This is a genomic window from Cloacibacterium sp., assembly GCF_047601505.1.
Lineage (GTDB): Bacteria > Bacteroidota > Bacteroidia > Flavobacteriales > Weeksellaceae > Cloacibacterium.
In genome coordinates this window covers 1,851,444-1,878,138 of record NZ_JASGJD010000001.1, presented here as the reverse complement: position 1 = coordinate 1,878,138, position 26,695 = coordinate 1,851,444, and the positions used below count along the sequence as shown (strand labels likewise).

At 32.8% G+C, this 26,695-nt stretch carries 19 protein-coding genes and 2 tRNA genes; 4 read left to right on the top strand and 17 right to left on the bottom strand.

The genetic code is table 11. The features are described 5' to 3' along the window. Positions 1-20 precede the first annotated feature (20 nt). Entirely contained in the window at positions 21-473 is a 453-nt protein-coding gene (locus QM746_RS08685; RefSeq protein ID WP_414983855.1) for a low molecular weight protein-tyrosine-phosphatase, read from the bottom strand. Positions 474-571: 98 nt separating this feature from the next. Next, on the bottom strand, positions 572-2,023 hold the full coding sequence (gene dnaA / locus QM746_RS08680) for a chromosomal replication initiator protein DnaA (protein WP_414983854.1): 1,452 nt from the start codon (positions 2,021-2,023) through the stop codon (positions 572-574). 136 nt (positions 2,024-2,159) lie between these two features. Between dnaA and QM746_RS08675 the strand changes: the two genes are divergently transcribed. Further along, positions 2,160-2,573: an acyl-CoA thioesterase gene (locus tag QM746_RS08675; RefSeq protein ID WP_414983853.1), complete on the top strand. Its 414-nt coding sequence runs from the start codon at positions 2,160-2,162 to the stop codon at positions 2,571-2,573. Positions 2,574-2,855: 282 nt separating this feature from the next. Here the strand turns inward: QM746_RS08675 and pepE are convergent, their stop codons facing one another. Further along, positions 2,856-3,548, bottom strand: a complete 693-nt coding sequence (pepE, locus tag QM746_RS08670; RefSeq protein WP_414983852.1) for a dipeptidase PepE — start codon at positions 3,546-3,548, stop codon at positions 2,856-2,858. A gap of 356 nt (positions 3,549-3,904) precedes the next feature. Here pepE and fsa point away from each other — a divergent pair, with 356 nt between their 5' ends. After that, positions 3,905-4,558: a fructose-6-phosphate aldolase gene (gene fsa, locus QM746_RS08665; protein WP_414983851.1), complete on the top strand. Its 654-nt coding sequence runs from the start codon at positions 3,905-3,907 to the stop codon at positions 4,556-4,558. Between the two features lie 77 nt (positions 4,559-4,635). Here fsa and QM746_RS08660 read toward each other — a convergent pair whose 3' ends face one another. The 4 genes from QM746_RS08660 to QM746_RS08645 all read right to left on the bottom strand — a co-directional run bounded on the left by QM746_RS08660 (position 4,636) and on the right by QM746_RS08645 (position 8,751). Beyond that, complete coding sequence (locus QM746_RS08660) at positions 4,636-5,484, bottom strand: GLPGLI family protein (protein WP_414983850.1); 849 nt, start codon at positions 5,482-5,484, stop codon at positions 4,636-4,638. Continuing rightward, positions 5,484-6,410, bottom strand: coding sequence for a GLPGLI family protein (locus QM746_RS08655; protein WP_414983849.1), 927 nt, complete (start codon positions 6,408-6,410; stop codon positions 5,484-5,486). Before QM746_RS08655 ends, QM746_RS08660 begins: the two co-directional genes overlap by 1 nt. Before the next feature lie 124 nt (positions 6,411-6,534). Continuing rightward, positions 6,535-8,364: a M56 family metallopeptidase gene (locus QM746_RS08650; protein WP_414983848.1), complete on the bottom strand. Its 1,830-nt coding sequence runs from the start codon at positions 8,362-8,364 to the stop codon at positions 6,535-6,537. 27 nt (positions 8,365-8,391) lie between these two features. Next, a complete protein-coding gene (locus QM746_RS08645) occupies positions 8,392-8,751 on the bottom strand; it encodes a BlaI/MecI/CopY family transcriptional regulator (protein WP_414983847.1) in 360 nt (119 codons plus the stop codon). A 246-nt stretch (positions 8,752-8,997) separates the two neighbouring features. Between QM746_RS08645 and QM746_RS08640 the strand changes: the two genes are divergently transcribed. After that, positions 8,998-9,070, top strand: a tRNA-Met gene (locus tag QM746_RS08640). 122 nt (positions 9,071-9,192) lie between these two features. Then, positions 9,193-9,265 (top strand) — tRNA-Met (locus QM746_RS08635). Positions 9,266-9,528: 263 nt separating this feature from the next. Here QM746_RS08635 and xylE read toward each other — a convergent pair. The 10 genes from xylE to QM746_RS08585 form a co-directional block, all read right to left on the bottom strand. Then, entirely contained in the window at positions 9,529-11,085 is a 1,557-nt protein-coding gene (xylE, locus tag QM746_RS08630; protein WP_414983846.1) for a D-xylose transporter XylE, read from the bottom strand. A gap of 176 nt (positions 11,086-11,261) precedes the next feature. Beyond that, positions 11,262-12,590 (bottom strand): xylose isomerase, encoded by a 1,329-nt coding sequence (gene xylA, locus QM746_RS08625; protein WP_414983845.1) that lies wholly within the window; start codon positions 12,588-12,590, stop codon positions 11,262-11,264. A 79-nt stretch (positions 12,591-12,669) separates the two neighbouring features. Next, positions 12,670-14,154, bottom strand: coding sequence for a xylulokinase (locus QM746_RS08620; RefSeq protein ID WP_414983844.1), 1,485 nt, complete (start codon positions 14,152-14,154; stop codon positions 12,670-12,672). A gap of 11 nt (positions 14,155-14,165) precedes the next feature. Further along, positions 14,166-14,891, bottom strand: coding sequence for an NUDIX hydrolase (locus QM746_RS08615; RefSeq protein WP_414983843.1), 726 nt, complete (start codon positions 14,889-14,891; stop codon positions 14,166-14,168). A gap of 428 nt (positions 14,892-15,319) precedes the next feature. After that, positions 15,320-17,725: a glycosyl hydrolase family 95 catalytic domain-containing protein gene (locus QM746_RS08610; RefSeq protein ID WP_414983842.1), complete on the bottom strand. Its 2,406-nt coding sequence runs from the start codon at positions 17,723-17,725 to the stop codon at positions 15,320-15,322. 43 nt (positions 17,726-17,768) lie between these two features. Beyond that, positions 17,769-19,712 carry a sialate O-acetylesterase gene (locus QM746_RS08605; protein ID WP_414983841.1) on the bottom strand — a complete coding sequence of 648 codons (1,944 nt, stop codon included), beginning with the start codon at positions 19,710-19,712 and terminating at the stop codon, positions 17,769-17,771. A 99-nt stretch (positions 19,713-19,811) separates the two neighbouring features. Further along, on the bottom strand, positions 19,812-21,311 hold the full coding sequence (locus QM746_RS08600) for a cellulase family glycosylhydrolase (RefSeq protein WP_414983840.1): 1,500 nt from the start codon (positions 21,309-21,311) through the stop codon (positions 19,812-19,814). 14 nt (positions 21,312-21,325) lie between these two features. Next, positions 21,326-23,551 carry a beta-glucosidase family protein gene (locus tag QM746_RS08595; RefSeq protein ID WP_414983839.1) on the bottom strand — a complete coding sequence of 742 codons (2,226 nt, stop codon included), beginning with the start codon at positions 23,549-23,551 and terminating at the stop codon, positions 21,326-21,328. Positions 23,552-23,567: 16 nt separating this feature from the next. Beyond that, a complete protein-coding gene (locus tag QM746_RS08590; RefSeq protein WP_414983838.1) occupies positions 23,568-25,103 on the bottom strand; it encodes an alpha-N-arabinofuranosidase in 1,536 nt (511 codons plus the stop codon). A gap of 16 nt (positions 25,104-25,119) precedes the next feature. After that, a complete protein-coding gene (locus tag QM746_RS08585) occupies positions 25,120-26,694 on the bottom strand; it encodes a GH39 family glycosyl hydrolase (RefSeq protein ID WP_414983837.1) in 1,575 nt (524 codons plus the stop codon). Position 26,695 lies beyond the last annotated feature (1 nt).

Below are 26,695 nucleotides of genomic sequence, written 5' to 3'. Positions count from 1 at the left end.
AATACAAAAATAAACGAAACTTATCTTAATTGATACTTTTCTGCAATTATATCACAAGCATTGTTTAGCATTTGGAAAACATTTTCGAAGTCTTGCTGAGTTCCATAATAAGGGTCTGGAACTTCTGCTCTACCGTGATTGCCAGCTTCGTCTAAAATCATCGAAACTTTATTTTTTTGCGCTTCAGATTCTGCAAGAGACAACACATCTTGATAGTTTTTTACATCCATACAAAAGATTTTGTCGAATTTATCAAAAAACTTTTTTTCAAAATACTGAGCTTTTTGCTTCGAAATATCTACACCGTGTTCTTTAGCTGTGTTTATAGAACGTTTGTCTGGAAGTTCTCCTTCGTGGAAGGAAATTGTACCAGCACTTGCCACCGTATGTTCTTTAGAAATTTTAGAACGAAGAATACCTTCTGCCAAAGGGCTTCTGCATATATTTCCCAAACAAACCATTAATATTTTCATAAGCAATCTCTTTTAGTTTCTCAAAACGAAAAAGGAATTTCTTAAATATAAATATTAAAAAAATTCCCTTTCAAAATTAACAATAGTTTTCTTTTATTTTATTCAAATATTTTCTCTTTAATCTCTTTTAGATATTTCTTTAATTCTTTATCTATTTTAGAAACATCTCTAATGGTTTCGCAAGCGTACATTACCGTAGAATGGTCTTTACCTCCCATTTCTTCACCAATTTTTGTAAAAGTAGAATTGGTATATTCTTTTGCAAAATACATCGCTAATTGTCTTGGCAATGCAATTTCTCTTTTACGGGTTTTAGAAAGCAATTGTTCTCTTTTAATGCCAAAATATTCGCAAACCACTTCTTGAATGTATGGAATATTGATGGTTTTCTTTTGATTAGCTGCAATCTTATTGATGGTTTCTTTTAATAAATCTAGACTTAAATCTGATTTAGAAATCATAGAATGAGCAATTACAGAGTTGATAACACCAATAAGTTCTCTTACGTTAGATTTCACTTCACCCGCTAAGAAATCCACCATATCATCTTTCAATTCAATGCCGTCTCTGTGAAGTTTATCGGTAATAATTTTCTTTCTGGTATCAAAATCTGGAGATTTCACCTCTGCCGAAAGTCCCCATTTAAATCTAGAAACTATTCTTTCTTGAATATCTTGAATATCAGCAGGAGCCTTATCCGAAGTAAGGATAATTTGTTTACCTGTCTGATGAAGATGGTCGAAAATATGGAAAAACATATCTTGTGTAGCTGCTTTACCAGACAAAAACTGAATATCGTCTATAATTAAAACATCTACCATTTGGTAAAAATTACCAAAATCTGCTTTATTCTGAGCTTTAGCAGCAGAAACAAACTGCTGAATAAATTTCTCTGAAGATAAATAAAGAACTACTTTATCTGGAAAATTAGTTTTAACATCTAAACCAATAGCGTGAGCCAAGTGGGTCTTACCAACTCCTACACCACCATGGATAAACAATGGATTGAATGATGTAGCACCAGGTCTTTTTGCAATTGTTTTTGCAACGGTAGAAGCAAATTTATTGCTTTCGCCTTCTACAAAATTATCAAAATTAAGATTCGGGTTAAGATTAGAATCTATATTTACTTTTTTAATCCCAGGAACCACAAAAGGATTTACTACATTCCCAGAGAACGATGCAGGTCTTACTTCTTGTACTTTTGGAGCTTGTACAGAAATTCCTTTATAATTTTGAGTAGCAGGTTTTTCTTTTCCTTGCGGTTTGTTTTCCATTACAGAATACCACAACTTAACTCCTTTTCCGATATTTTTTTTAAGAGCAGATGATAATAAGGCAAGATAATTCTCTTCTATATATTCTTTATAGAAGTCTGATGGTACCAGCAATGTAAGATTGTGGTTTACCAATGAAAGTGGTTGTACTTTGTCGAATAAAAGATCAAAAGAGTGTTCTAATTTCTTAACATCTTCATTCTCTGCTGCGCTGAGATTGTCTCTCATAAACTTGAGACACCTATCCCAAATCAATCCTAAATTTTGATCCATTTTTTGCCTACGTGATTTTCTCTGATTATTTAATTTTTATCGGAAAGACAAATATGAAAAATAATTTTTTCTTAAAAAAATTTTTGGGGTATTGCTTTTTTAAAAATATATTTGTATGTATAATCAAAATCTAAAAATGATACACACAACTCACTCACTAAGAGTACGTTACGGAGAAACAGACGCAATGAAATATGTCTATTACGGCAACTATGCAGAGTACCTAGAAGTTGCAAGAGTAGAACTCTTTCGTACACTAGGAATTTCATACGATGAAATCGAAAAACGTGGCATTTGGCTACCTGTTTCAGAGTACAAAATTAAGTATTTGAAGCCAGCATTTTATGATGAAATTTTAGAAATTCACACTTATGTGAAAAAAATTCCGGGAGTAAGAATTGAATTTGAATACGAAATTTATAATCAATCTAAACAAAAAATTTCTGAAGCCACAGTTACCCTTTTCTTTTTGGATGCAACTACCAACAAAGTGTCTAAATGTCCCGATTTTTTAATGGAACTCATCGAAAAAAATTGGAAAAAAGAATGATAAGGTATATTAAAAACACAAACAACTGATAAAAATCATAAAATAAAATTGAAATTTTATTTTTCACTAAAAATTGATGCTAGAAAATTTTATTCAGTTGTAAAATTTATTAAAATTATGCGATGAATAATTTTAATTGAAGCATTGCTTTCTTCCATTTTTGAAAGCAATGTTTCACAACATAATGAAAATTCAATAAATCATTTTTTCATGATTAAATAGTTTCAAATTGCATAAAAACTCTCTCACTCTATTTCTCTACAATTCTCCCACTCTACAAATCTACAACTCACTCCCACTCTCCAATTCATAAGTTTCTTTTCCTTTTTCGAAAATTCTGGTGAGTTGAGTTCCTTCTGTGGTAATTTTATCTCCAATTCTTCTAATCCAATTGCCTTCTCTTAATCCCACTACTTTTATATCATTTTGGGTAAGAAATTCTTTAATTCGGGTTTCTCTGGTTTCTCCGTTGTGCTTAATCAAAGGATTTGCATCAAGATAATGCGGATTAATATTAAACGGAACCAAGCCCATACAATCAAAACTTGGCGGATATACAATAGGCATATCATTGGTAGTTTTCATATTGAGTCCTGCAATATTGCTTCCTGCGGAAGTTCCCAAATATGGTTTGCCAGATTTTACATTTTCTGCAAGAACTTTCATTAGATTTTCTTCGTGAAGTGTTTTTACCAAAAGAAAAGTATTTCCACCACCTGTAAAATATCCTTTTGCCTGATTAATTGCAGTAATTTTATCTTCAAATTCATGAAGTCCTTTTACTTTGATATTAATTTGAGCAAAGAAATTTTTTGCCATTTCTGTATATTCTTCATGCGAAATACCACTAGGTCTGGCAAAAGGGACGAAAACAATTTCGTCTATTCCTGAAAACAATTCTGAGATTTCGTTTTTGATGTATTCTAAATATTTCCCACCGAAAAGCGAAGAGGTGGATGCTAATAAAACGTTCATTTTTTGAAGTTAATAAGTTCTGAAATCGCATAATCCTAAAACTTGCGAAATCTTTAAAATGTAAAACTGTAAATTATCCAATTACTTTGCAAAATTAGTTATTTTTAACGAAAATTGAGCTTCAGATTAACACTTTTCCTTTGCTCAAATTATTGTAGAACTATTTTTTTCAATGAAAAAAATTCAAAATTTAAAATTCAAGACTCTAGTATATTTAGTTTATTCAACTTTACGATTTCACGATTTAATAAATATACAAATCAACGATTTTACGACTTGCTATTATTCTGTTTCTCTATCACTTTTACTTTTCACTTGAGTCTTAAATTATTATCTTTGTAGAAAATATTTAAAACATGAAATTTTTTATTGATACAGCTAATCTAGACCAAATTAGAGAAGCGCAAGATTTAGGAATTTTAGACGGTGTTACTACTAACCCAAGTCTAATGGCAAAAGAAGGAATTTCTGGTGCCGAAGCAATTAAAAATCATTATAAAACAATTTGCGAGATTGTAGATGGCGACATTTCTGCGGAAGTACTTTCTACAACTTACGAAGAAATGATAAAAGAAGGTGAAGAATTGGCTGCAATTCACCCAAATATTGTAGTAAAAATCCCGATGATTAAAGACGGAATTAAGACTTTAAAATACTTTACAGATAAAGGAATTAAAACCAACTGTACTTTGATTTTTTCTGCAGGGCAAGCTCTTTTAGCGGCAAAAGCTGGCGCTAGTTACGTTTCACCTTTCTTAGGAAGATTAGATGATATTTCTACTGATGGATTGGCTTTAATTGAAGAGATTAGATTAATTTTTGATAACTATGGTTACAAAACTGAGATTCTAGCAGCTTCTATCCGTCATTCTATGCATATTATCAATTGTGCTAAAATTGGTGCAGATGTAATTACTTCTCCGCTTCCTCCGATTTTATCTTTACTAAAACATCCTTTAACAGATAACGGTTTGGCTCAATTTATTGCAGATTCTAAAAAGATGATGTAATAAAGTCAGAAGACGCAAGTTAGATGTCGGAAGAATAAAAAAAATCCTGAAAATTTAAATTTTCAGGATTTTTTGTTTTATTTCAAAAGGTCTATTTCTATAATATTATTGTCTTTTTTTACTTGTTCTTTCAGACGTTCTTCTCTTTCTTTCATAAATTTATTGGTTTCTGCGCTGTTGTTCATATTAAGCACAACGCCATTATCCATGCTAATTTGTCTCAATCCTTTTGCTGGGTCGCTTCTATTTTCTAAAAGTAATTTCTTGTATTCTGAACTTTTCAAAGGTATTTCTTTGGTAATTTCGAAAGCGTAAATTTCTGGTTCTAAAGTTCCGAGGTTTTTAATTCCAACTAAATTAAAAACATGAGATTGAGTTTGGTCTTCTAGCTTAACAATAATTCCTGGCAAACCAGAGAATTTATAAGGACCATCCTGAATGGGAATATCATTACAAAACCAAGCTGTCCATTTTCTGCCTCCAAATTCTGTAGTCGCTTTTTGAGTTTCCCAATTTCCTATTTTTTGTTTATTTGGAAGAATTTTCCAAGCAATTTTTCGGTCTTCGGTTACTTTAAAAGCATCCATCCCTATTCTATTTCTAAAATCTACGTTCCCATTTTGATAATTTTTAGCAACAGTATATCTTACAAAACCTTTTCTTTGATCCATTTTAACATTGATAGAACCTGTAGCTTTAAGTTGTTTTTCTAAATCTACACGCATCAAAGAATCACTTTTATATGAAGTATAACTGTAGAATTTTGAACCTTTTAGCGTTGTATCAAGATTCATTAATTCTGTTTTTATATCTGCTTTATTGGTAGAATCTGAAACAAATTTGTATTCGTACATAAATCTTTGATTTTGCGCTGATAAATAGCTTATCATCATCAAAAACAAAAGAACAGAGAAATTTTTATTCATTATTTTGATTTATTTAATAGGTCTATTTCTATTAGGTTATTATTTCTTTTATTGGCTTCTTTTTGGGCATCTTCTCTTCGTTTTATCATATCAGACATAGACATATCATTACCACTTTGGTCTTTAAATTTCATTACCACACCTTCTCTACCTTGCATCATTTTAATAGATTTAGCAGGATCTTCTCTGTCTTCCCAAAAAAGTTTCACATACTTTTCTCTATTTATCTCTATCTCGTCTTTGCTACTTCCGAAACCATCTCCTACTACTACAGTTTTCGTTATTGCACCATTTTTTGTAGTGACAGCGCTTTCCATATTCTCTTCCGTAGGACTTGCAAATTTAGTACTTCCTTTCAATTCCATCACATGAGAGTTATCAGCATCTGAGATTTTCACAATTAAACCAGGCAAACCTTTAAACTTATATGGTCCATCACTTAAAGGAATTTCTTCGCAAAACCAAGCTGTCCATTTTCTGCCACCAAATTCCGTGGTTGCTTTTTGTGCTTCCCAGTTTCCTATTTTTTCTTTTTCTGGAAGAATTTTCCAATCTAAAACTCTATCTTCCAAAACTTTATAAGAATCCGAACCAATTCTAACATTCAAATAAGTTTTATTTTTTTGATAATCTTTGGTTACTTTATACCTTACTTTACCTTTTGCATCATTTCTCTTGATATTGAAGTTTGAAACACCAGCTTTCATTTGTTTCTCCAAATCTGCTCTCATTATGGAATCTTGAACATAAACCTCTCTGCTGTAGTATTTAGAACTGTTTTTAGTAATATCCAAAAACATCATTTCTGAGGCTACAACATCTTTTTTTGTTGAATCTGATACAAATTTATATTCGTAGATAAATCTGTTATTCTGCGCATTAACGAATATTGCTGCGAAGACAAAAAAGGCTATTAATTTTTTCATTATTTTATATTTTATGCAATTTAGACAAATTCTTTAAGAAAATCCTTCAAGAAATAAGAATTCTTGAAGGATTAAAGGAGAATACTTTATTACAACTTAAAATCTAATAAAGTAAAACAATGTATTATTTTTTGGTTTCGACACGAATTTCAGATTCTTTTTTCCCGTCTGTATCTTTTTTATAAATATTTACAGATTTAATATCATTTGGACTTAATTTTTTAAATTCTTCTTGAGTTACTTTAACTCCATTGATATAATAATTCGCATCTTTACTTAACGAATCAGATTTTATACTCCCAATGCCTTTGATAGTTATTCCGTTTTTAAAAGCTTTGTCATCTATTGATTTAAAGCTAAATGAATTACTAGGATTTTCAGTATAAGTACTTGTTGCATAATAGAAAGCTTTGCCTTTTTCGCCTGTAATTTCGGCTTGCTGTCTCGAAATTTCAGCTTGTTTTCTAGCCAATTCTGCCTGCTTTTCTGCAATTTCTTTTCTTTCTTTAATTAGTTTTTCTAATTTTTTCTTTTCAGCTTTAGACAAATTAGCTTTCGCTTTTTCCAATCTTAGATTATCAAGATTATAATTATACCCATTTCTAGACATTGGTGGCATTATGTAAACATTTCCTAAGGTTTTATCATCCGTTAAAACTTTTATTTTTCCTAATTTTTCAAGGTCTTTTAGTCGTTTTTCATCAAATTTGAATTGATTTTTGAATTCATCCGAATTAAAAACATCATTCAATTCTTTACCATTCCATTCCAGCACTTTCACATTGTTTACATAATCGTCTGAAGTAGCAATTTTGTCTATTTCTTTGCCCAAATTATCCAATTCTTTGGCTTTTAGTTCAAATTCATAACTATCGTTGCCTTTTTCTTTGGCAATTTTTTGCAATTCGTCAGATTTTTTTCTGGTTTGTTCGCTTAAAGTCGCAATTTTTTCGTTTTCTTTTTTAAGTTTTTCCGAAGCCGATTTAATTTTTTCTTGATGAAATTTTACCAAACTATCAACTGATATTTTCTTCGTTACAGTATCTTTTTTCAAAGTTTTTACTGCGATAGCAATCGCCTTGTTGGTTTCTTTAATTTCCTTGTTTTTTGCATTTACCAAAAGGGCAAATGAAACTCCGAAAAGTATTGGCAAAGCCAAGATTCTTCGCGCATAACTGAATTTTGTTTTCTGTGTAGTGAGCATTTTTAGTCGTTTTTTAAGATTAGAAGATAAAAACGGACTCGTGGCTGGTAAAATGTTTCCGGAAAAATTACTAGCCAACAGCATCTGCGCAAATGCCCGAGTATCGCTATGTTTAACAGCTTTGTGATCTGCTAAATATTCGTGGATAAGGTTGATTTCTTTTTTTATGAAATAAAATATAGGATTGAACCAAAATACAGATTGAATAATTTGTATAAAAAGCTTATCAATACTATGTTTTTGTTCAATATGAACCATTTCGTGTTTCAGGATTTGTTTTCCTAAATCAGAATTTATTAGAATAGAATTTTTCCAAAAAAGGTTTCTAAAAAATGAAAAAGGTGCATCGTGAAGATTGGTATTGTAAAAAGTAATTCCTTCTACTGTTTCCTTCGGAAATTCTCCTTTCAACTGTTTAATTTTAAACAATCCTAGTAAAATTTTAACCAATAGAAAAAATGAAACTATTGCCAAAATAGAAATTCCCAAACTCCAAAAATCGAAAGATTTTTCAGCAGAAGCGGTTTTCCCTTGAAATTGATTCAATAAAAGTAAAATTCTGCTGTCAGTTTCTATAGTAAAATATTCTACCTTCAAAAGTGGCAAAAACAGACTTACAATTACCGTAAATAGCAAATAAAACCTATTATAATGGTGAAAAGTTTTATCTCTAAGGAAAATAAGATAGTAAGCAGACATTACAGCCGAGCAAACAATCATTTTACCAAAATAAATAAATATTGTTTCCATAGTAGTTTTTTTGTGATGGAGTTTTTGTTACTTTTTAAGTTCTTTCAAAAGCATTTCTAAGTCTTCCACACTCATTTCGTTTTTTTCGATTAAAAAAGAAACTGCATTTCTGTAAGAACCTTCGAAATAATTTTTAACCAAACTTTTCATAGATTTTCCACTATATGTTTCTTTAGAAATAAGAGGAAAATACTCATGTTGCCTGCCATGAACTTTGAAACCAACAAATTCTTTTTCCATTAGAATTTTCAAAATGGTAGAAACAGTGTTGGTATGAGGTTTCGGTTCTGGGAAAAGTTCCAAAACATCTTTTAAGAAACCACTTTCTATCTCCCATAGATATTGCATTACTTGCTCTTCTGCCTTTGTAAGGTTTTTTGCCGCCATATTTTAAATCATTATTGAAATTAGATAATTAATAACTTCTAACATCAAAGTTAATAAAAAAGAAATCATAACTAATTATTTAGTGATACAAATTTAGTGAAAATTTTAATCTATCACTAAAACTTTAGTTAAAATATTGTTAAAATTTTATTTTACTAAAATTCAATATTCTAAAGACAAATTAAAATAAATATTACCAAAAGATTTGCAAAGTAAAAATATCGCCGTACCTTTGCACCACAATAACGCGAGATGGAGCAGTAGGTAGCTCGTCGGGCTCATAACCCGAAGGTCACAGGTTCGAGTCCTGTTCTCGCTACTAAGCGAAACGATTCAAAATTATTTGAATCGTTTTTTTTATTTATAGATTGATGTTTTTAGGCTACTTTTTCAAATAGATTTGTATTTAAAAAATATTATCGTATATTTGCACCACAATAACGCGAGATGGAGCAGTAGGTAGCTCGTCGGGCTCATAACCCGAAGGTCACAGGTTCGAGTCCTGTTCTCGCTACAAAGCGAAACGATTCAAAATTATTTGAATCGTTTTTTTTATAAATAATATTAAAAAAACTCTGATGCTAACACCAGAGTTTAAGGATTTTCTACAATTTCATTTTAACATAGTTGAGAATAATTAATCGTCAAAAAACTGACTTTCAGATTACTCAAAAGCAGAAAATCATCTAAAAACCTTTATATAAAGGAAACAATTCAATAATTTTAATAGAAATTTATTCTATTTGATATTCTGAAAAAGATTTTCAATTTTTAAATTTACTTTTTCCAGATTTTTTCCATGTCTTCTAAGGATTTTCCCTTTGTTTCGGGAACTTTCTTCCATACAAAAATGGCAGCTATAAATGCTAAAATTCCATAAACCCAATACGCAAATCCGTGATTGAAGTTACTTACTAAAGTTTCATTTTTATCCATGATTGGGAAAGTCCACGAAATAAGGAAATTAGAAACCCATTGTGCTGCTACAGCTACAGACATTACCACAGAACGCACAGAATTTGGAAAAACCTCTGCCAACATTACCCAGCAAACTGGTCCCCAAGACATTGCAAAACCAGCCGTGTAAGCTAGCATACAAATAAGTTTTAACGTTCCTGATAGATTTTGTGAAAAAGATGTTCCTAAAATCATCATAGAAACAGCCATTACCAATGCACCAATAATTAATAAAGGTTTTCTTCCAAAACGGTCAACAGTAAGTATTGCCAATACCGTGAAAGCAAGGTTTACAAAACCTACTACAATGGTTTGTAACAATGCGGAATCTGTACCAGAACCCATGCTTTTGAAAATTTCCGGAGCGTAATACAATACTACATTTATCCCTACAAATTGCTGGAATGCAGAAAGTAAAACTCCGGTAATGATGATTCCAAAACCGTAAGATTTTATCGGAACGTACAATGCAATTAAAAAACTAACAATCATTGAAATTTCTAACGCACTAGAAACTCCCGAAATTGATAAACCTAAAACTCCAACAGCAAAAAGAATGAGCCATGTTAACATAAAACGATAATATGGTTTCATAGAAGCTTCTCCTTCGTTGCTGAAACTTTTTTCTATCTCGGTAAGTTCTTTTTGAGATTCTGAAGTTCCTACTAATTTTTCTAAAATTAATGAAGCTTCGCTTTTTCTGCCTTTCATTACCAACCATCTTGGCGTTTCTGGTGCGAAAAACAACAGAATGAAAAATAACCCTGAAGGTATAGCCAAAGAAGCAAACATCCATCTCCAACCAGTCTGATGAAGCCATTCTGCATCTCCTTGTTTTGCGATGAAATAATTCACAAAATATACCACCAACATCCCAAAAATAATGGCAAACTGATTAAGTGCCACCAAACTTCCTCTCTTTGATGGTGGCGCAATTTCTGCAATATACATTGGCGAAACCATTGATGCTATTCCTACTCCTATTCCGCCGATAACTCTGTAAAAAACAAAGAAATAAACAAAAGTGTGGTCTTTAGAATCTGGCATGTGAAATCCCATTTCTGGCCATGCTGAACCTATTGCTGCAAATAAAAACAATAAGGCTGCAACAAATAAAGTCTTTTTTCTTCCAAATTTTTGGCTAATCCATCCTGCTACAGCAGCTCCTATTACACATCCTATAAGTGCGCTACTCACTACAAAACCTTCCATGGCATTGGCTTCGTTTAGAGACAAATGAAGTGGTTCTATAAAAAAGTGTCTTAGTGATTCTACAGTCCCTGAAATTACTGCCGTATCGTATCCAAAAAGCAATCCGCCTAATGTTGCAATAAGCGTTATGCCAAATATATAAGCTTTATTAGCTTGTTTTTCCATAGCCTTAGTTGTTTTTTTTAAATAATTTCACATAATTATCTTATTTCTATAAACACTAAAAACAAAATAGTTATTCTAAAAAATTAATCGAAATAAAAGATTTAGAATTATTATGTGAAATTATTAAATGGGTAATAAATTATAATTGATTCATATTATTTGAGCTTTCAGAAAGCTTATATGTACATGTTTACAATCGCTTCAAAGAGTTCTTGCTTACCACTTTTCGCTACTGGTTCTCTTGATTCGTGGGCGATTTTTCTTAAATCTTCTAAAGTTAGTTTTCCTTCTTCAAAAGCTTTTCCGTTGCCTGCATCAAATGATGCATATCTCTCGGTTCTTAGTTTTTTGTAATCTGATTTTTCTAAAATATCTGCTGCTACCAATAGCCCTTTCGCGAATACATCCATTCCTGATACATGTGCAATGAATAAATCTTCTGCATCGGTAGAGTTTCTTCTGATTTTTGCATCGAAATTTACTCCACCTGTTTTTAAACCTCCACCTTGTAGAATTACCAACCATGCTTGCGCTAAATCATAATAATCTATCGGGAATTGGTCTGTATCCCAACCGTTTTGGCTATCTCCTCTGTTGGCATCTATGCTTCCTAATAAACCTGCATCTACAGCTACTTGTAATTCGTGTTCGAAAGTATGTCCTGCTAATGTGGCGTGGTTTACTTCTATATTTACTTTAAAATCATTTTCTAATCCATAATTTTTAATAAATCCAATTACGGTTTCTGTATCGTAATCGTACTGGTGTTTGGTTGGTTCCATTGGTTTTGGTTCGATAAGGAAAGTTCCTTTGAATCCTTGTGAACGTGCATAATCTCTTGCCATCGTTAAAAACTTAGCCAAATGCTCTTTTTCGCGTTTCATATTGGTATTTAATAGGCTCATATAACCTTCTCTTCCTCCCCAGAATACGTAGTTTTCTCCTCCTAATGCAATGGTAGCATCTATTGCGTTTTTAACCTGAGTTCCTGCGCATGCCAACACATCAAAATTTGGATTGGTAGATGCGCCGTTCATGTATCTTTCGTGTGTAAAAACATTGGCAGTGCCCCAAAGGAGTTTAATTCCTGTTTCGGCTTGTTTTTCTTTGGCATATTCTACAGCTCCTTGTAAATTTGATTCGTATTCTGCCCAACTTTTTCCTGCATCTACTAAATCTACATCATGAAAACAATAGTATTCAAATCCTACTTTTTTCATAAATTCAAATCCTGCATCTAATTTATATTTAGCTCTTGATACTGCATCTGAACCCATATCCCATGGATGATGAATGGTAGCTCCTCCGAATGGATCACTTCCATTTGCACACAAGGTATGCCACCATGCCATTGCGAATCTTAACCATTCTTTCATTGGTTTGCCCATTACGATTCTGTTGGCTTCATAATATCTAAATGCTAAAGGATTGGTGCTTTCTTTTCCTTCAAATTTTATTTCCTGTACACTAGGAAAAAACTCTTTTGTTCCTTTTAAAACTTCCATGATTCTGTGGATTTAATTATATTTTTTTGTTTATTTTTTTATTGTTTAATTCTCATTAATTGCTTTGTCCTTTTTTTAACTAAAGCATCTTCTCGAGATAATTGGTCCATCTGTTGTAGGCTTCTTGATATTGCTCTTTCTTATCAACTTCTGGTTCTATTATGGCTATTTTTTCTAATGCTGAAAAGGCTTCGTTGGTATTGGCATAAAAGCCCACTCCCAATCCTGCGGCTCTTGCTGCTCCGGCTGCTCCGTCTGTATCGTATAATTCTATCACGGCGTTGCTTATGCTCGATAAGGTTTGTCTGAAGATTGAACTCAAAAACATATTGGCATTGCCTGCTCTTATCACTTGAATATTCATGCCCATGTTTCTCATAATATTCATTCCGTATTCGTAAGAAAAGACGATTCCTTCTTGGGCGGCACGCAAAACGTCTCCTTTGGTGTGAATATTAAAATTGATTCCGTTTAAGGAACAATCTACTTCCTTATTTTCTAAAACTCTTTCGGCGCCATTTCCAAATGGAATGATACTCAAGCCTTTTGAACCTATAGGGGAAAGTGATGCCAATTCATTCATATCTCCATAAGAGGAAAGTGAGGTGGCAAAATTATTTTTAAGCCAAGAATTTAAAATTCCTGTTCCGTTGATGCACAATAAAACGCCTAATCTGGTTTGTTCTAACGTATGATTAACGTGTGCAAAAGTGTTGACTCTAGATTTTTCGTCATAATCTAACTGGTCTAAAACGCCATACACAACGCCTGAAGTTCCTGCTGTTGATGCTATTTCTCCGGGATTGAAAACATTAAGTGAAAGCGCATTATTGGGTTGATCGCCTGCTCTATATGAAATTGGAGTGCCTTCTTTTAATCCTAATTCTGCGGCTGCACTTACTGAAACGGTTGCCTGAATTCCAAACGTCGGTACAATCTCTGGGAAAAAGCTTTTCGGAATGCCAAAATAATTTAATACGTCTTCTGAGATGCAATTGTTTTTAAAATCCCAAAAAATCCCTTCGGATAAACCTTCTATTGTTATGCCTGTCTCGCCACTTAGCTTCATGGCTATGTAATCGCCGGGAAGCATGATTTTATCAATTTTCTCGAAAATTTCTGGCTCGTTTTCTTTTACCCATGCTAATTTTGATGCGGTAAAATTACCTGGTGAGTTCAAAAGATACGAAAGACACTTTTTTTCTCCAATCGATTGCAATGCTTTTTCGCCAAAAGGTACGGCTCGGCTGTCGCACCATATTATTGATGGTCTCAACAAATTCTGGTCTTTATCTACCAAGATTAATCCGTGCATTTGCCATGTAATACCTATGGCTTTTATGTCTTCGGGGTTGATTCCTGATTTATTTAATACTGATTCGTGGGCTAATTTTAAATTTATCCACCAATCTGTTGGGTTTTGCTCTGCCCAGCCTACATTTTCTGCAATTATCTTCATCTCCTTCTTTGGCGAATAATCGGACGCGATTATTTTACCGCTTGATGCCTCTATCAAACATACTTTTACTGAAGAACTTCCTATGTCATATCCTAGCAAATACATATATTGTCTGTTTATTTTAATAATTTATTATTACTTTTCTTGAATATTTTACTGTCAAATTTGTAATATCTTGCTGCTCTATGGGCTACATTAGACTCTATTTCTTCTAATGGAACGATATAATTGAATGATGAAATCTTTTTATGAAAATTTTTCTTATCAATTCTCTTCTCACTCAATGCGCTATACAGTTGATATAATTGTCTGATGGTAAATTTTTTTGGCAGCAATTCAAATACGATTGAAAAGTCTGATTCTATCCATTTTCTGATTTCTATTAAAGACTCATTAATAATTTTATTATGGTCAAAAGGCAAAGCAGGAATTTTATCTATGGGGCACCAATCTCCCGTTACGTATTTCAAACTATTAATTTTATGGTCTATTTTACACAAAGACAAATAGGCTACGGTGATAATCCTATCAATATCTGGCTTGTACTCTTTGCTCATCCATTTTATATCATCAGGATTACTTGCTCTATTGGGGTCTGCAAAACATCTAAACTGTTTCAGCACCATCTTTTTAATTCCGGTTAATTCAAACAGAACTCGCTGTGCTGATTCATCTACGTCTTCATTACTAAATATTAAACTGCCCGGTAATTTGCTTTGTTTTTCTTCTGAGTCGTCGTTCAAACGTCTCTTTACCAACAAAATATTGAGTCTGTTATCATAATCAAAACCGAACACCACACAGTCAACAGACATATAGGTATGTATAAAATTAGAATTCATCTCTTTATTAAAAATAAGTAATACAACAAATATAAAAATCTAAACGAAATAAAAAAATATTTCTATCATGACTTACTGCATATCAACACTTTAGTTATCATTTTTCAATGATTAGCATTACATAAATTTTATGATAAGCTATCTAATAAATAAAAATTAAAATATAAAAACTATTGATTCTTAAACACTTCTATTATTTGTTAATTATGCATAAAACAATAGGTTATCTCCAAAATAATGATAAGCAAAATTGCTTACATAAAATATTTATTCTTTTTTTTCTTTTTAAATACAAAAATTTGTAAAATAATATCCCAAAATGTTAAAAAAGTATCATGTTTTACAGTTAAAAAACACCCATTTTTATCACCTAAAACTTCTAAAAAAACAAAATTATTAAAGTAGCTACCTTCCAACATCAATTAGATTTACCAAACAATCTCAATCTGTTTTCCTTTTTTTAAAGCTATTTTTTTGCTTTTTTCACCGCTTATTAAAGTTGTTTCCCCTCCATTTTTGGATAAAATGGTTAGTTTTTGCAATTTTTTATCTTTCCAAGTCATAGAAATTTCAAAACCACCTCTTGCACACAATCCTTTTACAGAACCACTACTCCACGCATCTGGCAACGCTGGTAAAAGTCTTATTTCATCTCCATCAGACTGCAACAACATCTCAGCAACCGCTGCTGTTCCACCAAAATTTCCATCAATTTGAAATGGCGGATGCGCATCTAATAAATTAGGATAAGTACCACCTCCACGTCTGGGATTTTCAGTTTTTTTGTTATCAGGAACTACATATCTTAGCAATTCTCTGTACATTTTGTAGGCTCTATTTCCTTCCCACAATCTTGCCCAAAGATTGATGCGCCAACCTTTAGACCAGCCCGTAGTTTCGTCGCCTTTTATTTCTAAAGTTGTTTTTGAAGCTTTTGCTAAATCTGGAGTTTTATCTGGTGTGATATGATTACCAGGAAAAAGTCCGAATAAATGAGACTGATGGCGGTGTTTTGGGTCTTTGTCTTCCCAATCAAAATACCATTCTTGTAGATTTCCTTTTTTACCAATTTGATAAGGATATAATTTCTGTAAATAAGATTCTAACTGCTGTACAAAATCTTCGTCTTTATTTAAAATCTTTGCTGCTTTGATGGTTTTATCAAAACATTCTCTTATCATGGCTAAATCTGCTGTTCCGCCGTAAGTTGTAGCTCCCACAAAACCATTTGGTGTAATATATTGATTTTCTGGAGACGTAGATGGCGAAGTGATATAAAAACCTTTTTTGTCTTTCACCAACCAATTCATGCAAAATTCGGCGGCACCTTTCATCAAAGGATAACCTTCATTTTCTAAAAATTTTTTGTTTTGAGTAAAACTATAATGCTCCCAAATATGTGTACTGAGCCACGCTCCTGCCATTGGCCAACAAGCCCACATTGGTTCTTCTTTCCCAAATTGACCAACAGGATTCGTCATTGCCCAAATATCAGAATTATGCGCTGCAGCCCAACCTTTGTCAACTCCGTAAAATGTTTTCGCAGTTACTTTTCCTGTTACAGAAAGGTTTTTAATGAAACTCAATAATGGCAAATGCAATTCGGAAAGATTGGTATTTTCGGCAAGCCAATAATTTTCTTCCAAGTTAATATTCATGGTATAATTACTGCTCCAAGGTGGCGAAAGATAATGATTCCAAAGACCTTGTAAATTGGCAGGAACTCCTAAAGTTCTAGAACTGCTGATGAGCAAATATCTACCAAAATTGAAATATAGAATTTCTAAATTTTTGTCTTCTTTACCTTCTGCATACCTCAGCAAACGCTCGTCTGTAGGCAAATTCGGAGCTGTACTTTCACCAAAATTAAGACTTACTCTGTTATAAAATTTCTGATAATCTTTGATATGAGAAGCTTTCAAAGTTTGATAAGATTTTTTAAAAGCATTGTTAAGATTAACTTCTGCAATATTTTCATCATTCAAACCTTCTGTTTCAGGATTTTTATCAAAACCATTAAAACTGGTGGCAACAGACACAAATATTATTGCTTCTGTAGCATTTTTCACTCCAATTTTATCCGCTTCAGAAATTATAGAACCGTCTGCATTCTTAATTTTGACCAAAGAAGTAAATCTTGTACCTCTTTCCTTTTGTTTTAAATATTCTGAAGGAACTTCGTAACCTGCATTTTCATGTATTGGCGCTCGTCCTTTCATTTTGAACACATTACCATCAACTACAGTTTTAAAATTCAACAAACTATTGGTATTTAACGTAAAATTTAAAGCTCCTTTTTTGCTTGAAGTTAACTTTATGACCAAAATTTTATCAGGAGCTGACACAAAATATTCTCTAGTAAAATTTACTCCATTTACTGTATAATTTACCTTTGAAACTGCAGTAGAAACATCTAATTCTCTGTAATATTTTTCAAATTTTTCTGAATTTTGATGATGAATTTCTAACGTTCCTAAAGGGGCATAAGATTCGGAATTTTTGCCTTGAATTTTCTTATTGAGTTCTTCTGCTAGTTGATAATTTTCGTTTTTTAAAGCTTCTCTAATTGCAGAAATATTTTTGTAAGCTTCAGAATTCATGTTCGCATTAACCGGTTCGCCAGACCAAAGGGTAATGTCATTCAAATAAATTTTTTCTAAACCTACTCCACCAAAAATCGTGGCTCCCATTTTCCCATTTCCCAAAAGCAAACTTTCTTCAAAAAATTCTGCAGGTTGATTGTAAGATAAAACATGAGTAGATTGAGCCAAAATCTTTGAAAACGAGCCTGCAAAAATTAATAATAGTAAGATTATTCTTTTTGAAAAATTCATATTAAACTTTTTTCAATATTAATACAGAAGATTACAACTTTTCTTATTTGCTAATGGTATATTTTTCTTTGGCAGTTGTAAGTTCCCAATTATCTGTTCTGAAAGGCGCTGCAGGCAATTTATCTAAATTATAAAGATTACCAGCACTAGCATCGTCTGCCCAATTGTATCTTACGGAAACAGGTTTTGCCACTTTATCGCTATTTACTATTACTTTATTATTTTGAATTACCGCAACAGCAGGATAAAAAACTTTGTCTTCGCCAGCAATTTCGAAACCTTTTAATTGATTTTCGGGCTGTAAACCTTTTCCTACGAAATCAAAAGTTAAAACTATTGTATTACCTTTCACTTCACTAGATTTGTAAACAGGTCCTGAATACGGAACGGTTTTAATACCATAAGTTTTGTTTAAAGCAATTGCAGCTAATCTCAAGCCAACATCTAATTTATTGGTAGGATGTATATCTTTTGGGTCGCCAATATCTGTGGTAATAGACATTCCTGTGTTTTTAAGTTTCAAAGCTTCAGATTGAGCTTCTCTTAATTCTGCCCATTTGCTACCAAAGTTGCTATTTCCATTATTTTCATTGTAGGTTGCCAATTGCACAAAATAAAAAGGAAAATCGCCTTGTTTCCATTGGTTTCTCCAATCGTTAATCATCTGTGGAAATGCAATTTTATATTGATTAGCTCTTGTTACATTGGCTTCGCCTTGATACCACAAAACTCCATTGAAAGCATAAGGAATTAAAGGATGAATCATTGCATTGTACAACAACGAAGGATAACTATTTGGTGAAATTTCTAGTTTCACTTTCACTACATTAAATTTCCAAAGCCCTGAAAGAGGAATATTAGAATCTTTAAATTCAATTTTTAAATCTCCAGAATCTCCATAAATTCCTCCGCCACCAGTATAATCTATCACTTTTACGGCAATGGTATTTCTACCTTGTTTCAAAACTCCCGCAGGAATTTTATAAATTCTCTTAGAATCCCAAAGGTTCATGCTTCCAATTTTCACTCCGTTAATGTAAGTTATATCTTCGTCATCTACTTTAGAAAGATACAATACTGCTTCTTTATTGGCTTGTTCGGGAGATATTTCGAAGGATTTTCTCATCCAAACTTCACCATCAATATTTCCGATTTGTTGATTTTCCCAAAGCGAAGGCACCTTAATCTCTGGCCATTTAGAATCGTCAAAATTTTCCAAATGAAATTGCTCTTCATTTGCTTTAGAAACATCAAAACCTTGTATTTTTTGGATATTATCGAGAACAGATTTTTTATATTTTTCGAAAATTGCATCCATATCTACCACAGGAACCTGAGCAATCATTTCTTTGAATTCATCACTTTTTTGGAAAGCTTCTCTACTCGTCCACGTTTCTACGCAAGTTCCGCCCCAAGAAGTATTGATAATCCCAATAGGAACATGAAGTTCTTTGTTTAATTTTTCGGCAAAAAAGTAACCAACAGCGGTAAAATCTGCTAAATTCTCTTTGTTAGCCAATTGCCATTTTCCTTGTTTTAATTGTTCTTTTGGAGAACCACTTAAATCTTGAGCTACACCAAATTGTCTAATCTCAGAATTATTAATTTTTTCTTTTAATGCTTTGAAATTTGGCAGTTTATACATTTGAAACTCCATATTAGATTGCCCAGAGCAAATCCAAACTTCGCCTACCAAAATATCTTGAATGGTGATTTTATTTTTACCAGAAACGGTAAGTTGAAAAGGTCCGCCTGCATTTTCGGGGTCTAAATTTACCATCCATTTTCCGTTGGCATCTGTAATTACGGTTTTATGCTGTTTATTGAAATGTAAATCTATCTTTTCGTTGGCTTCTGCCCAACCCCAAACCGGAATTTTTTTGTTGCGTTGAAACACCATTCCATCAGAAAAAATTAGTGGTAATTTAACATTAGAAAATCCTAACAAGAACAAAAAAATTGATAAAAATGTAAACTGCTTTTTCATTTTAGCATTGATTTAATAAATTAAAAAAGATGATTTCATATAAAATAGTAAAACCACTTACAGAAACCATCTTTTAATCATATTATGAGTATTTAGTATTTATTTTAAGCCATTTACAAGAGCTGTAAGAGCCTGAGAATCAAAAACAGTATTGTTATTTCTATTGAACAAAGCAGAACCATTGTCTCCCATTCCGCCAGCGTCCCAATAAAATGGAAGCATACCGTTTGCTTTGGCTTGTTTTACTACGTAATTCAAATAATGAGCTCTAGAATTAAGGTGTAAAGTAAGATCATCTCCTGTTAAAGAAGTTCTTCTTATAGCACCAAATTCTCCTAAAACTACAGGAATTCCTTTATCCACGAATTGAGTTTTCATAGATTTGAAGAATTTATCTACATCTGCTTCTTCGCCCCAAGTTGCATTATGTGCGGTGTCTGTGGTAGAGTGAAAACCAGCTCCCCAATAATAGAACATTTTGCCCCAATCTGCATCTTTTTCCATCAAACAGAATTGGTATGGAGTGTAATAATGAACTTCTACCATTAATCTGTTGGCTAATTTATCTGTAGGCAAAGTCGTCATCAATTTATTGGTTTTTTCAATATCTGTAGCAGGACCTTGAATAATTAAATTTCTGTAAGCATTTTTACCACCAGTAGAACGCACAGCATCAATAAAAGTTTGATGGTAAGAATTAAGAACTGCCATTTGTGTAGCATCATCTACATTTGGTTCGTTGGCACTTGCAAAAAGAAGATGCTCGTCAAAATCTCTAAGATTGGTAGCAATTTGTTCCCAAAAAGCTTTTTGTTTGGCGTTATTTTCTACTTTTTTAGCTTCGGTACAATTGTTTTCTAACCAACCGCCATCCCAATGGATATTCAGGATAACGTACATATCATTATCAACACAATATTTTACAACTTCTTTTACTCTGTTTAACCATTCGGTTTTAATTTGAGCATTGGCAGAATTTTCTAAATATTGATTCCAAGAACAAGGAATTCTTATCGCATTAAATCCATTTGCTTTTACTACATCAATAAGAGCTTTAGTTGTTTTAGGATTTCCCCAAGCAGTTTCTCCACCTGTTGCTTCAAGAGCATTGCCAATATTCCAACCTAATTTAATTTTTGAAGCTAAAGTAATTGCATCGCTAGACATTCCGCTAGCATCCGCAGCAATAGGATTGGTATTGTAACTAGGATATAAAGTTGTTCTTCCCGCTTGAGAAACCGTAATTTTAACAGATTTTTGCGAACTTCCGTCAGCCACAAAAGTAAGAGTTGCTTCTCTTGCTATTAAATCTGGATTTGCAGGAACCGTAATCGTTACATCTTGAGATTCCGAAGAAGAATTGGTAACAGAAAGTTTGCACCAATCTTGGCTAGAAACAGCTACCCATTCTTTTCCCGTCATGGTAATTTTAACAGTAGAAGTTCCTCCTGCTTCTGGAATTGAAACAGAAGTTTCACTTGCTGTAATTGCTTTATTTTCTACCGTTGGGGTTTCTGTAGAATCTCTATCACTACTGCAAGAAAAAATTGCGATGATAAGAGTAAAAAATCCTAATACTTTTATTAAATGATTTTTCATAGTATTGTTTAGTTTTAATGAATATTTATTGAAATTTGCTGATTATTATTTCTAGAAGAATTACCAACATGCAAAATATATTTTCCTTTTTCTACTTCCCATTTTTTAGTATCAACATTATAAAATGCTAAATCTTTTACCGGAATTTTAATCGTTACCAATTCAGATTTACCCGCTTTTGCCAATACTTTTTGGAAACCTTTCAGTTCTTGTGCTGCACGAGAAACTTTAGAATCTGGTTTAGAAGCATATACTTGCACCACTTCTTTACCATCTAATTTACCCGTATTTTTAATTGATACAGACACAGAAATCATTTCGTTTTCTTGATATACTTTTTTATCTGTAGTTGGTTTTTCAAAACTAAAAGTGGTATAAGACAAACCATAACCAAAAGGATAAAGAGGTTCTACTTTTTTGGTATCGAACCAACGGTAACCTACCAAAATTCCTTCTTTGTATTCTACTGTTTTATCGCCAGGGAAACTATTGGTAGCGTGAGCCGGAGAATCTTTAATATCAACTGGCATTGTCCAAGGTAATTTACCAGAAGGATTTACATTTCCTAAAATTACGTCTGCCAAGGCATTACCTCCTTCAGAACCATTGAACCAACTCCAAACTAAAGCATTGGTTTTTGTACTAATATCTTTAATATCAAAAGGAGCTCCTGCTACCATTACCAAAATAGTTTTAGGATTAACTTCAACTACTTTTTTAATTAATTCTTCTTGTGCAAAAGGCAATTTAAGACTTCTTCTGTCTGAAGCTTCTGTTTCATAATCACGATTAGAACCTGCGAAAACAATGGCTATATCTGAATTTTTAGCTGCTTCTACCGCTTCTTGCACTTTAGCATCGTCTAATTTATCTATGGTTACAGGTCCATTCAAAGTAATATCACCTAATTTGCCCGTATTTTTTTCTTCGTAACGTTCTAAATAACCTTCGGCATAATTAATTTTAACAGAAGAAGGAAGTCTGTTTTTAAGACCTTCTAACGGCGTAACTTCTCTCTTTGTTTTAACCCCTGCACCAAAACCTCCAAGCGCATTTTTTTTAGTAGCATTATTTCCAATTACTGCAATAGATTTAATACCATTTAGGTTTAAAGGCAATGCATTGTTGTCATTTTTCAATAAAACCACAGATTCTGCTGCAATTTTATAAGCATCTTGGTAATGAGCTTCTGTGGCAATACTTCCCTTCACTCTATCATTTGCTCCCATTGCTTTTACTTGGAATAAAGTGCGCAAAATTCTTTCTACATGAAGGTCTATTTCTTTTTCTGAAATTTCTCCAGCTTTTACGGCAGCTAGTAATTTATCTGCCAAGAAAAACTCATTAAATGGTTTTGGAGTTCCCATTTCTATATCTAAACCACTTTTTAAAGATTTTACAGTGGTATGTACTGCAGCCCAATCTGAAACCACAACACCTTTGAAACCCCATTCGTCTCTTAAAACCTTATTGAGCATATAATCGTTTTCACACAAATATTCTCCTCTAAATTTATTGTAAGCACCCATAATACTGTACGCTTTACCTTCTTTTACGGCTGCTTCAAAAGCAGGAAGATAAATTTCTCTAAGGGTACGTTCATCAATTTGAACATCTACAAAATCTCTATTGGTTTCTTGATTATTCGCTGCAAAGTGTTTTACACAAGCCATTACATCATTATCTTGAAGACCAACAACCATAGGAACGGTCATTTTTTTATTCAAAAATGGATCTTCGGTCATGTATTCATAAGTTCTTCCTCCAAGTGGAGTTCTTACAATATTGATGGCAGGAGAAAGCAACATATCTTTGTCTCTGGCTCTTAGTTCTTGTCCTACGCTATTCCCGAAGGTATAAGCCAAATTAGGATTCCAAGTGGCTGCTAAAGCTCCAGCAGCTGGATAATAAGTAGCAAAATCATTGGTAAGACCTGCAGGAGCCCAACTGTCTCTAGAAATTTCTTCTCTTACACCCAAAGGTCCATCAGCCATTTTAAGCTCTGGAATTCCCAATCGTTCTACACCTCCCGTTGTAAACATGCTGTTACCGTGGAGCATTCCTATTTTTTCTTCTAAAGTCATTTGCACCAATAATCTGGCAATTTCCTTATCGAACTTATTATTGATTTCTTTTCCTTGATACATTTTTGAAATGTTTGATTTATATTGATTTTGTGCTTTTAAAGGTACATTTGTTAAAAATGCAAATGCTGCTGCGAAGTATATTGCTTTGTTCATAATGATTGATATTTTTCTATTTCCCTTCTAAAACCACCACAGAATGAGGCGGTAAAGTAATTTCCAGTTGATTATTTTTAATGGTAAATGATTTAAAAACGGCAGGTTTTATTTTGTCTGAGTTTTCAAAAGAATTATAATCTGTAATTTTTGGTGATGTTAAAATCTGTCCAGAAATATTTTTAAGACCCAATTGTTGTACATTTATTTTAACTTTATTTTGTTTCTGAGAATCTATGTTAACCAAAGAAATATGAACCAAATTGTTTTTATCTTTTGAAGCTGAAACCGAAACGGCTGGCAATTCGTTGTTGTCTAAAACATACTTTGGAGATTCTATTTTAAGAGGAATAAGTTGTGCGCCTTGGTGTACATTATACATTTTCATGACATAATAAGTAGGCGTAAGAAGCATTTTTTCTTTATCTGTTAAAATCACAGATTGCAAAACATTTACAACTTGTGCCAAATTAGCACCACGCACTCGGTCTGCATGATTATTAAAAATATTGAGTGTAACTCCTGCAATCATGGCATCTCTAATGGTATTTTGTTGATATAGCACGCCCCATTTTGCAGTATCATCTGGTTCGTACCAGCCGCCCCATTCATCAACTATTAAAGCAACTTTTTTCTCAGGGTCGTATTTATCCATAATTTCAGAATGTTTGGTCACCAATTCTTCCATTCTAAGCGCTTGTTTCATAGATTCGAAGTAAACAGATTCGTCAAAATTTGTAGAATGACCTTTTTTTGCCCAATCTATAACCGTGTACCAATGCATCGCAACACCTTCGATAAGAGATTTTGGGATGTCTCTCATGAGAACTTCTGTCCAATGATAATCGTCGCCATTTGCGCCAGAAGCAATTCTGAAAAGTTTAGAATCTCCACTAGGCATAAAAGTGGCGTATTGTTTGTATAAATTGACATAATATTCTGCTGTCATATTGCCTCCACAGCCCCACATTTCGTTTCCAACTCCCCAAATAGAAACATTCCAAGGAGATTTTCTACCGTTTTTAACTCTCAAATCCGCCATAGGACTTCCGGGTTTGTAGTTTACATATTGTACCCATTCGTCTAATTCTCTTGGAGTGCCACTTCCTACATTCCCTGCCAAATATGGTTCTGTTCCTAAAATTTCGCATAAATCTAAAAATTCGTGAGTCCCGAAACTATTATTTTCAGTAGTTCCTCCCCACCAACGATTTACAATGCTTGGTCTTTCGTTTTTAGCTCCAATACCATCTTTCCAATGATAAGTATCTGCAAAACAACCTCCCGGCCAACGAAGATTGGGAACTTTAAGTTCTTGTAAAGCTTTTATAATATCGTTTCTTACACCATTGGTATTGGCAATAGGACTTTTGTCTCCTACATAAATCCCGTCATAGATACATCTGCCGAGATGCTCGGCAAAATGCCCATAAATATTTTTATTAATTTCTGTAGTTTTATCACTTTTCAAAACCTCAATTTCGGTGGTATTGCTCTGTGAAAAGACATTTTGAAATGTTAGTAAAATTATTGTTATTAAGAATTTTTTCATAATTTTTAATATTGAATTATTGCTTAGAAATTACCAAAAGGAATACATCATTTTCGTTCACGTCAAAATTTTTGGTGAATTTTCCTTTTGCATCTATGCTAATTTTTCCTTTGAAAAATGGTTCGCCATTATTTTTCTGTTTCAAAGTTTTTACTTGTTCTTTTGTTAATTGATTGGGTTTATTCATGGCTATATAATCTGTAAAAACATCATTCTGTTTGTACCCAACTTTATAAACTTCCAAATTGTAATTGCCTTTTGCTAAACCATTAATTTCGATTTTTGTTTTTTCTTTAAATTTCGATGGCAAATCTTTTATATAGTATTGTTGATTGTTAATATCGTCTGGAAGCGTATTGGTAAAATCCCAAAACAAAACTTGCACACTACCATCTTTAGCTTTTGTAGCCCAAGATTTTTTGTCTGAATTTTTCAGTTCTGTCTCTCCGAGTTTATTTAAAAAAGCATAAGAAAAATACGCTGGCTTTTTAATTCCTTGAGTATTAAGCAACCCAAAACCACCATGAAAAGGCGTAAATCTTGGTCCAGCTTCTTCAAAAATATCTGTAAAAACCCAATAAGACATAGAATTGGCAGCTGAGCCAACTTGTTTAAGTTTTTGAAGAATATATGAAGCCGAATGATAACTATCGTGAAACGGGTCTGCAGGAGTGTAAGACGAACTCCATTCTGTATAGTGAAGTTCCAGATTAGGAATTTTAGATTCGGAAATTTGTTTTCTAGAATTCATTACATCTTCGCTCACACTGAATTCATCTTTGTTAAGAATAGTTCCTGTAGTACCAAATTCATCTAAAAAACCTTGTTTCACACCATAAGAATGCGTAGAAATAAAATCTATTGGCACATTATTTTCCGCACAAAATGCTATCGTTTCTGGCACCCAAGCTGCTCCTGCCGTTGCAGGACCTCCCACTTTGTATTCTGAATTTACACTTTTTACAGCTTTTGCTGTGTGTTGATATAATTTAAAATAATCTTGCTGAGTTCCTGTCCAAAAACCTGGGGAAAGATTAGGTTCGTTCCAAACTTCGAAATACCAAGTTTTCACTTCTTCTACTCCATATCTTTCTGTAAAATGTTGGGTAAGATTACGAATTAAATCTTCCCATTTTTTATAATCTTTTGGTGGCGTTACATTTCCTCTCCACCAGAAAATCGTTTGATTTCCACTTGCTAAAGCTGATGGCATAAAACCTAATTCAACAAAAGGTTTTACTTTGATACTCAATAAAAAATCGTACAAAGCATCAATATATTGGTAATTATATTCGGGGTTTCCTTTAGCATCTTCTTTGTAAACAGCCATATCATCAGTTAACAAACCATGCATTCTAATATATTTAAAATCGCATTCTTTTTTTACCATCGCCAATTGCTGCTGCCAATCTGCACGAAGCCCTTCATTAGCTCTACCTGCGCCAACACTCTCTTTGAACATGGTATTAAATTTACCAACAGAAGCATTATAATCAATTGTAATTTCACGAATATTTGATGTGCTTTGTCCAAATATAGAAATATGGCTAATACAGAATAAAACTACTAATATTGATGTAAATCTTTTCATT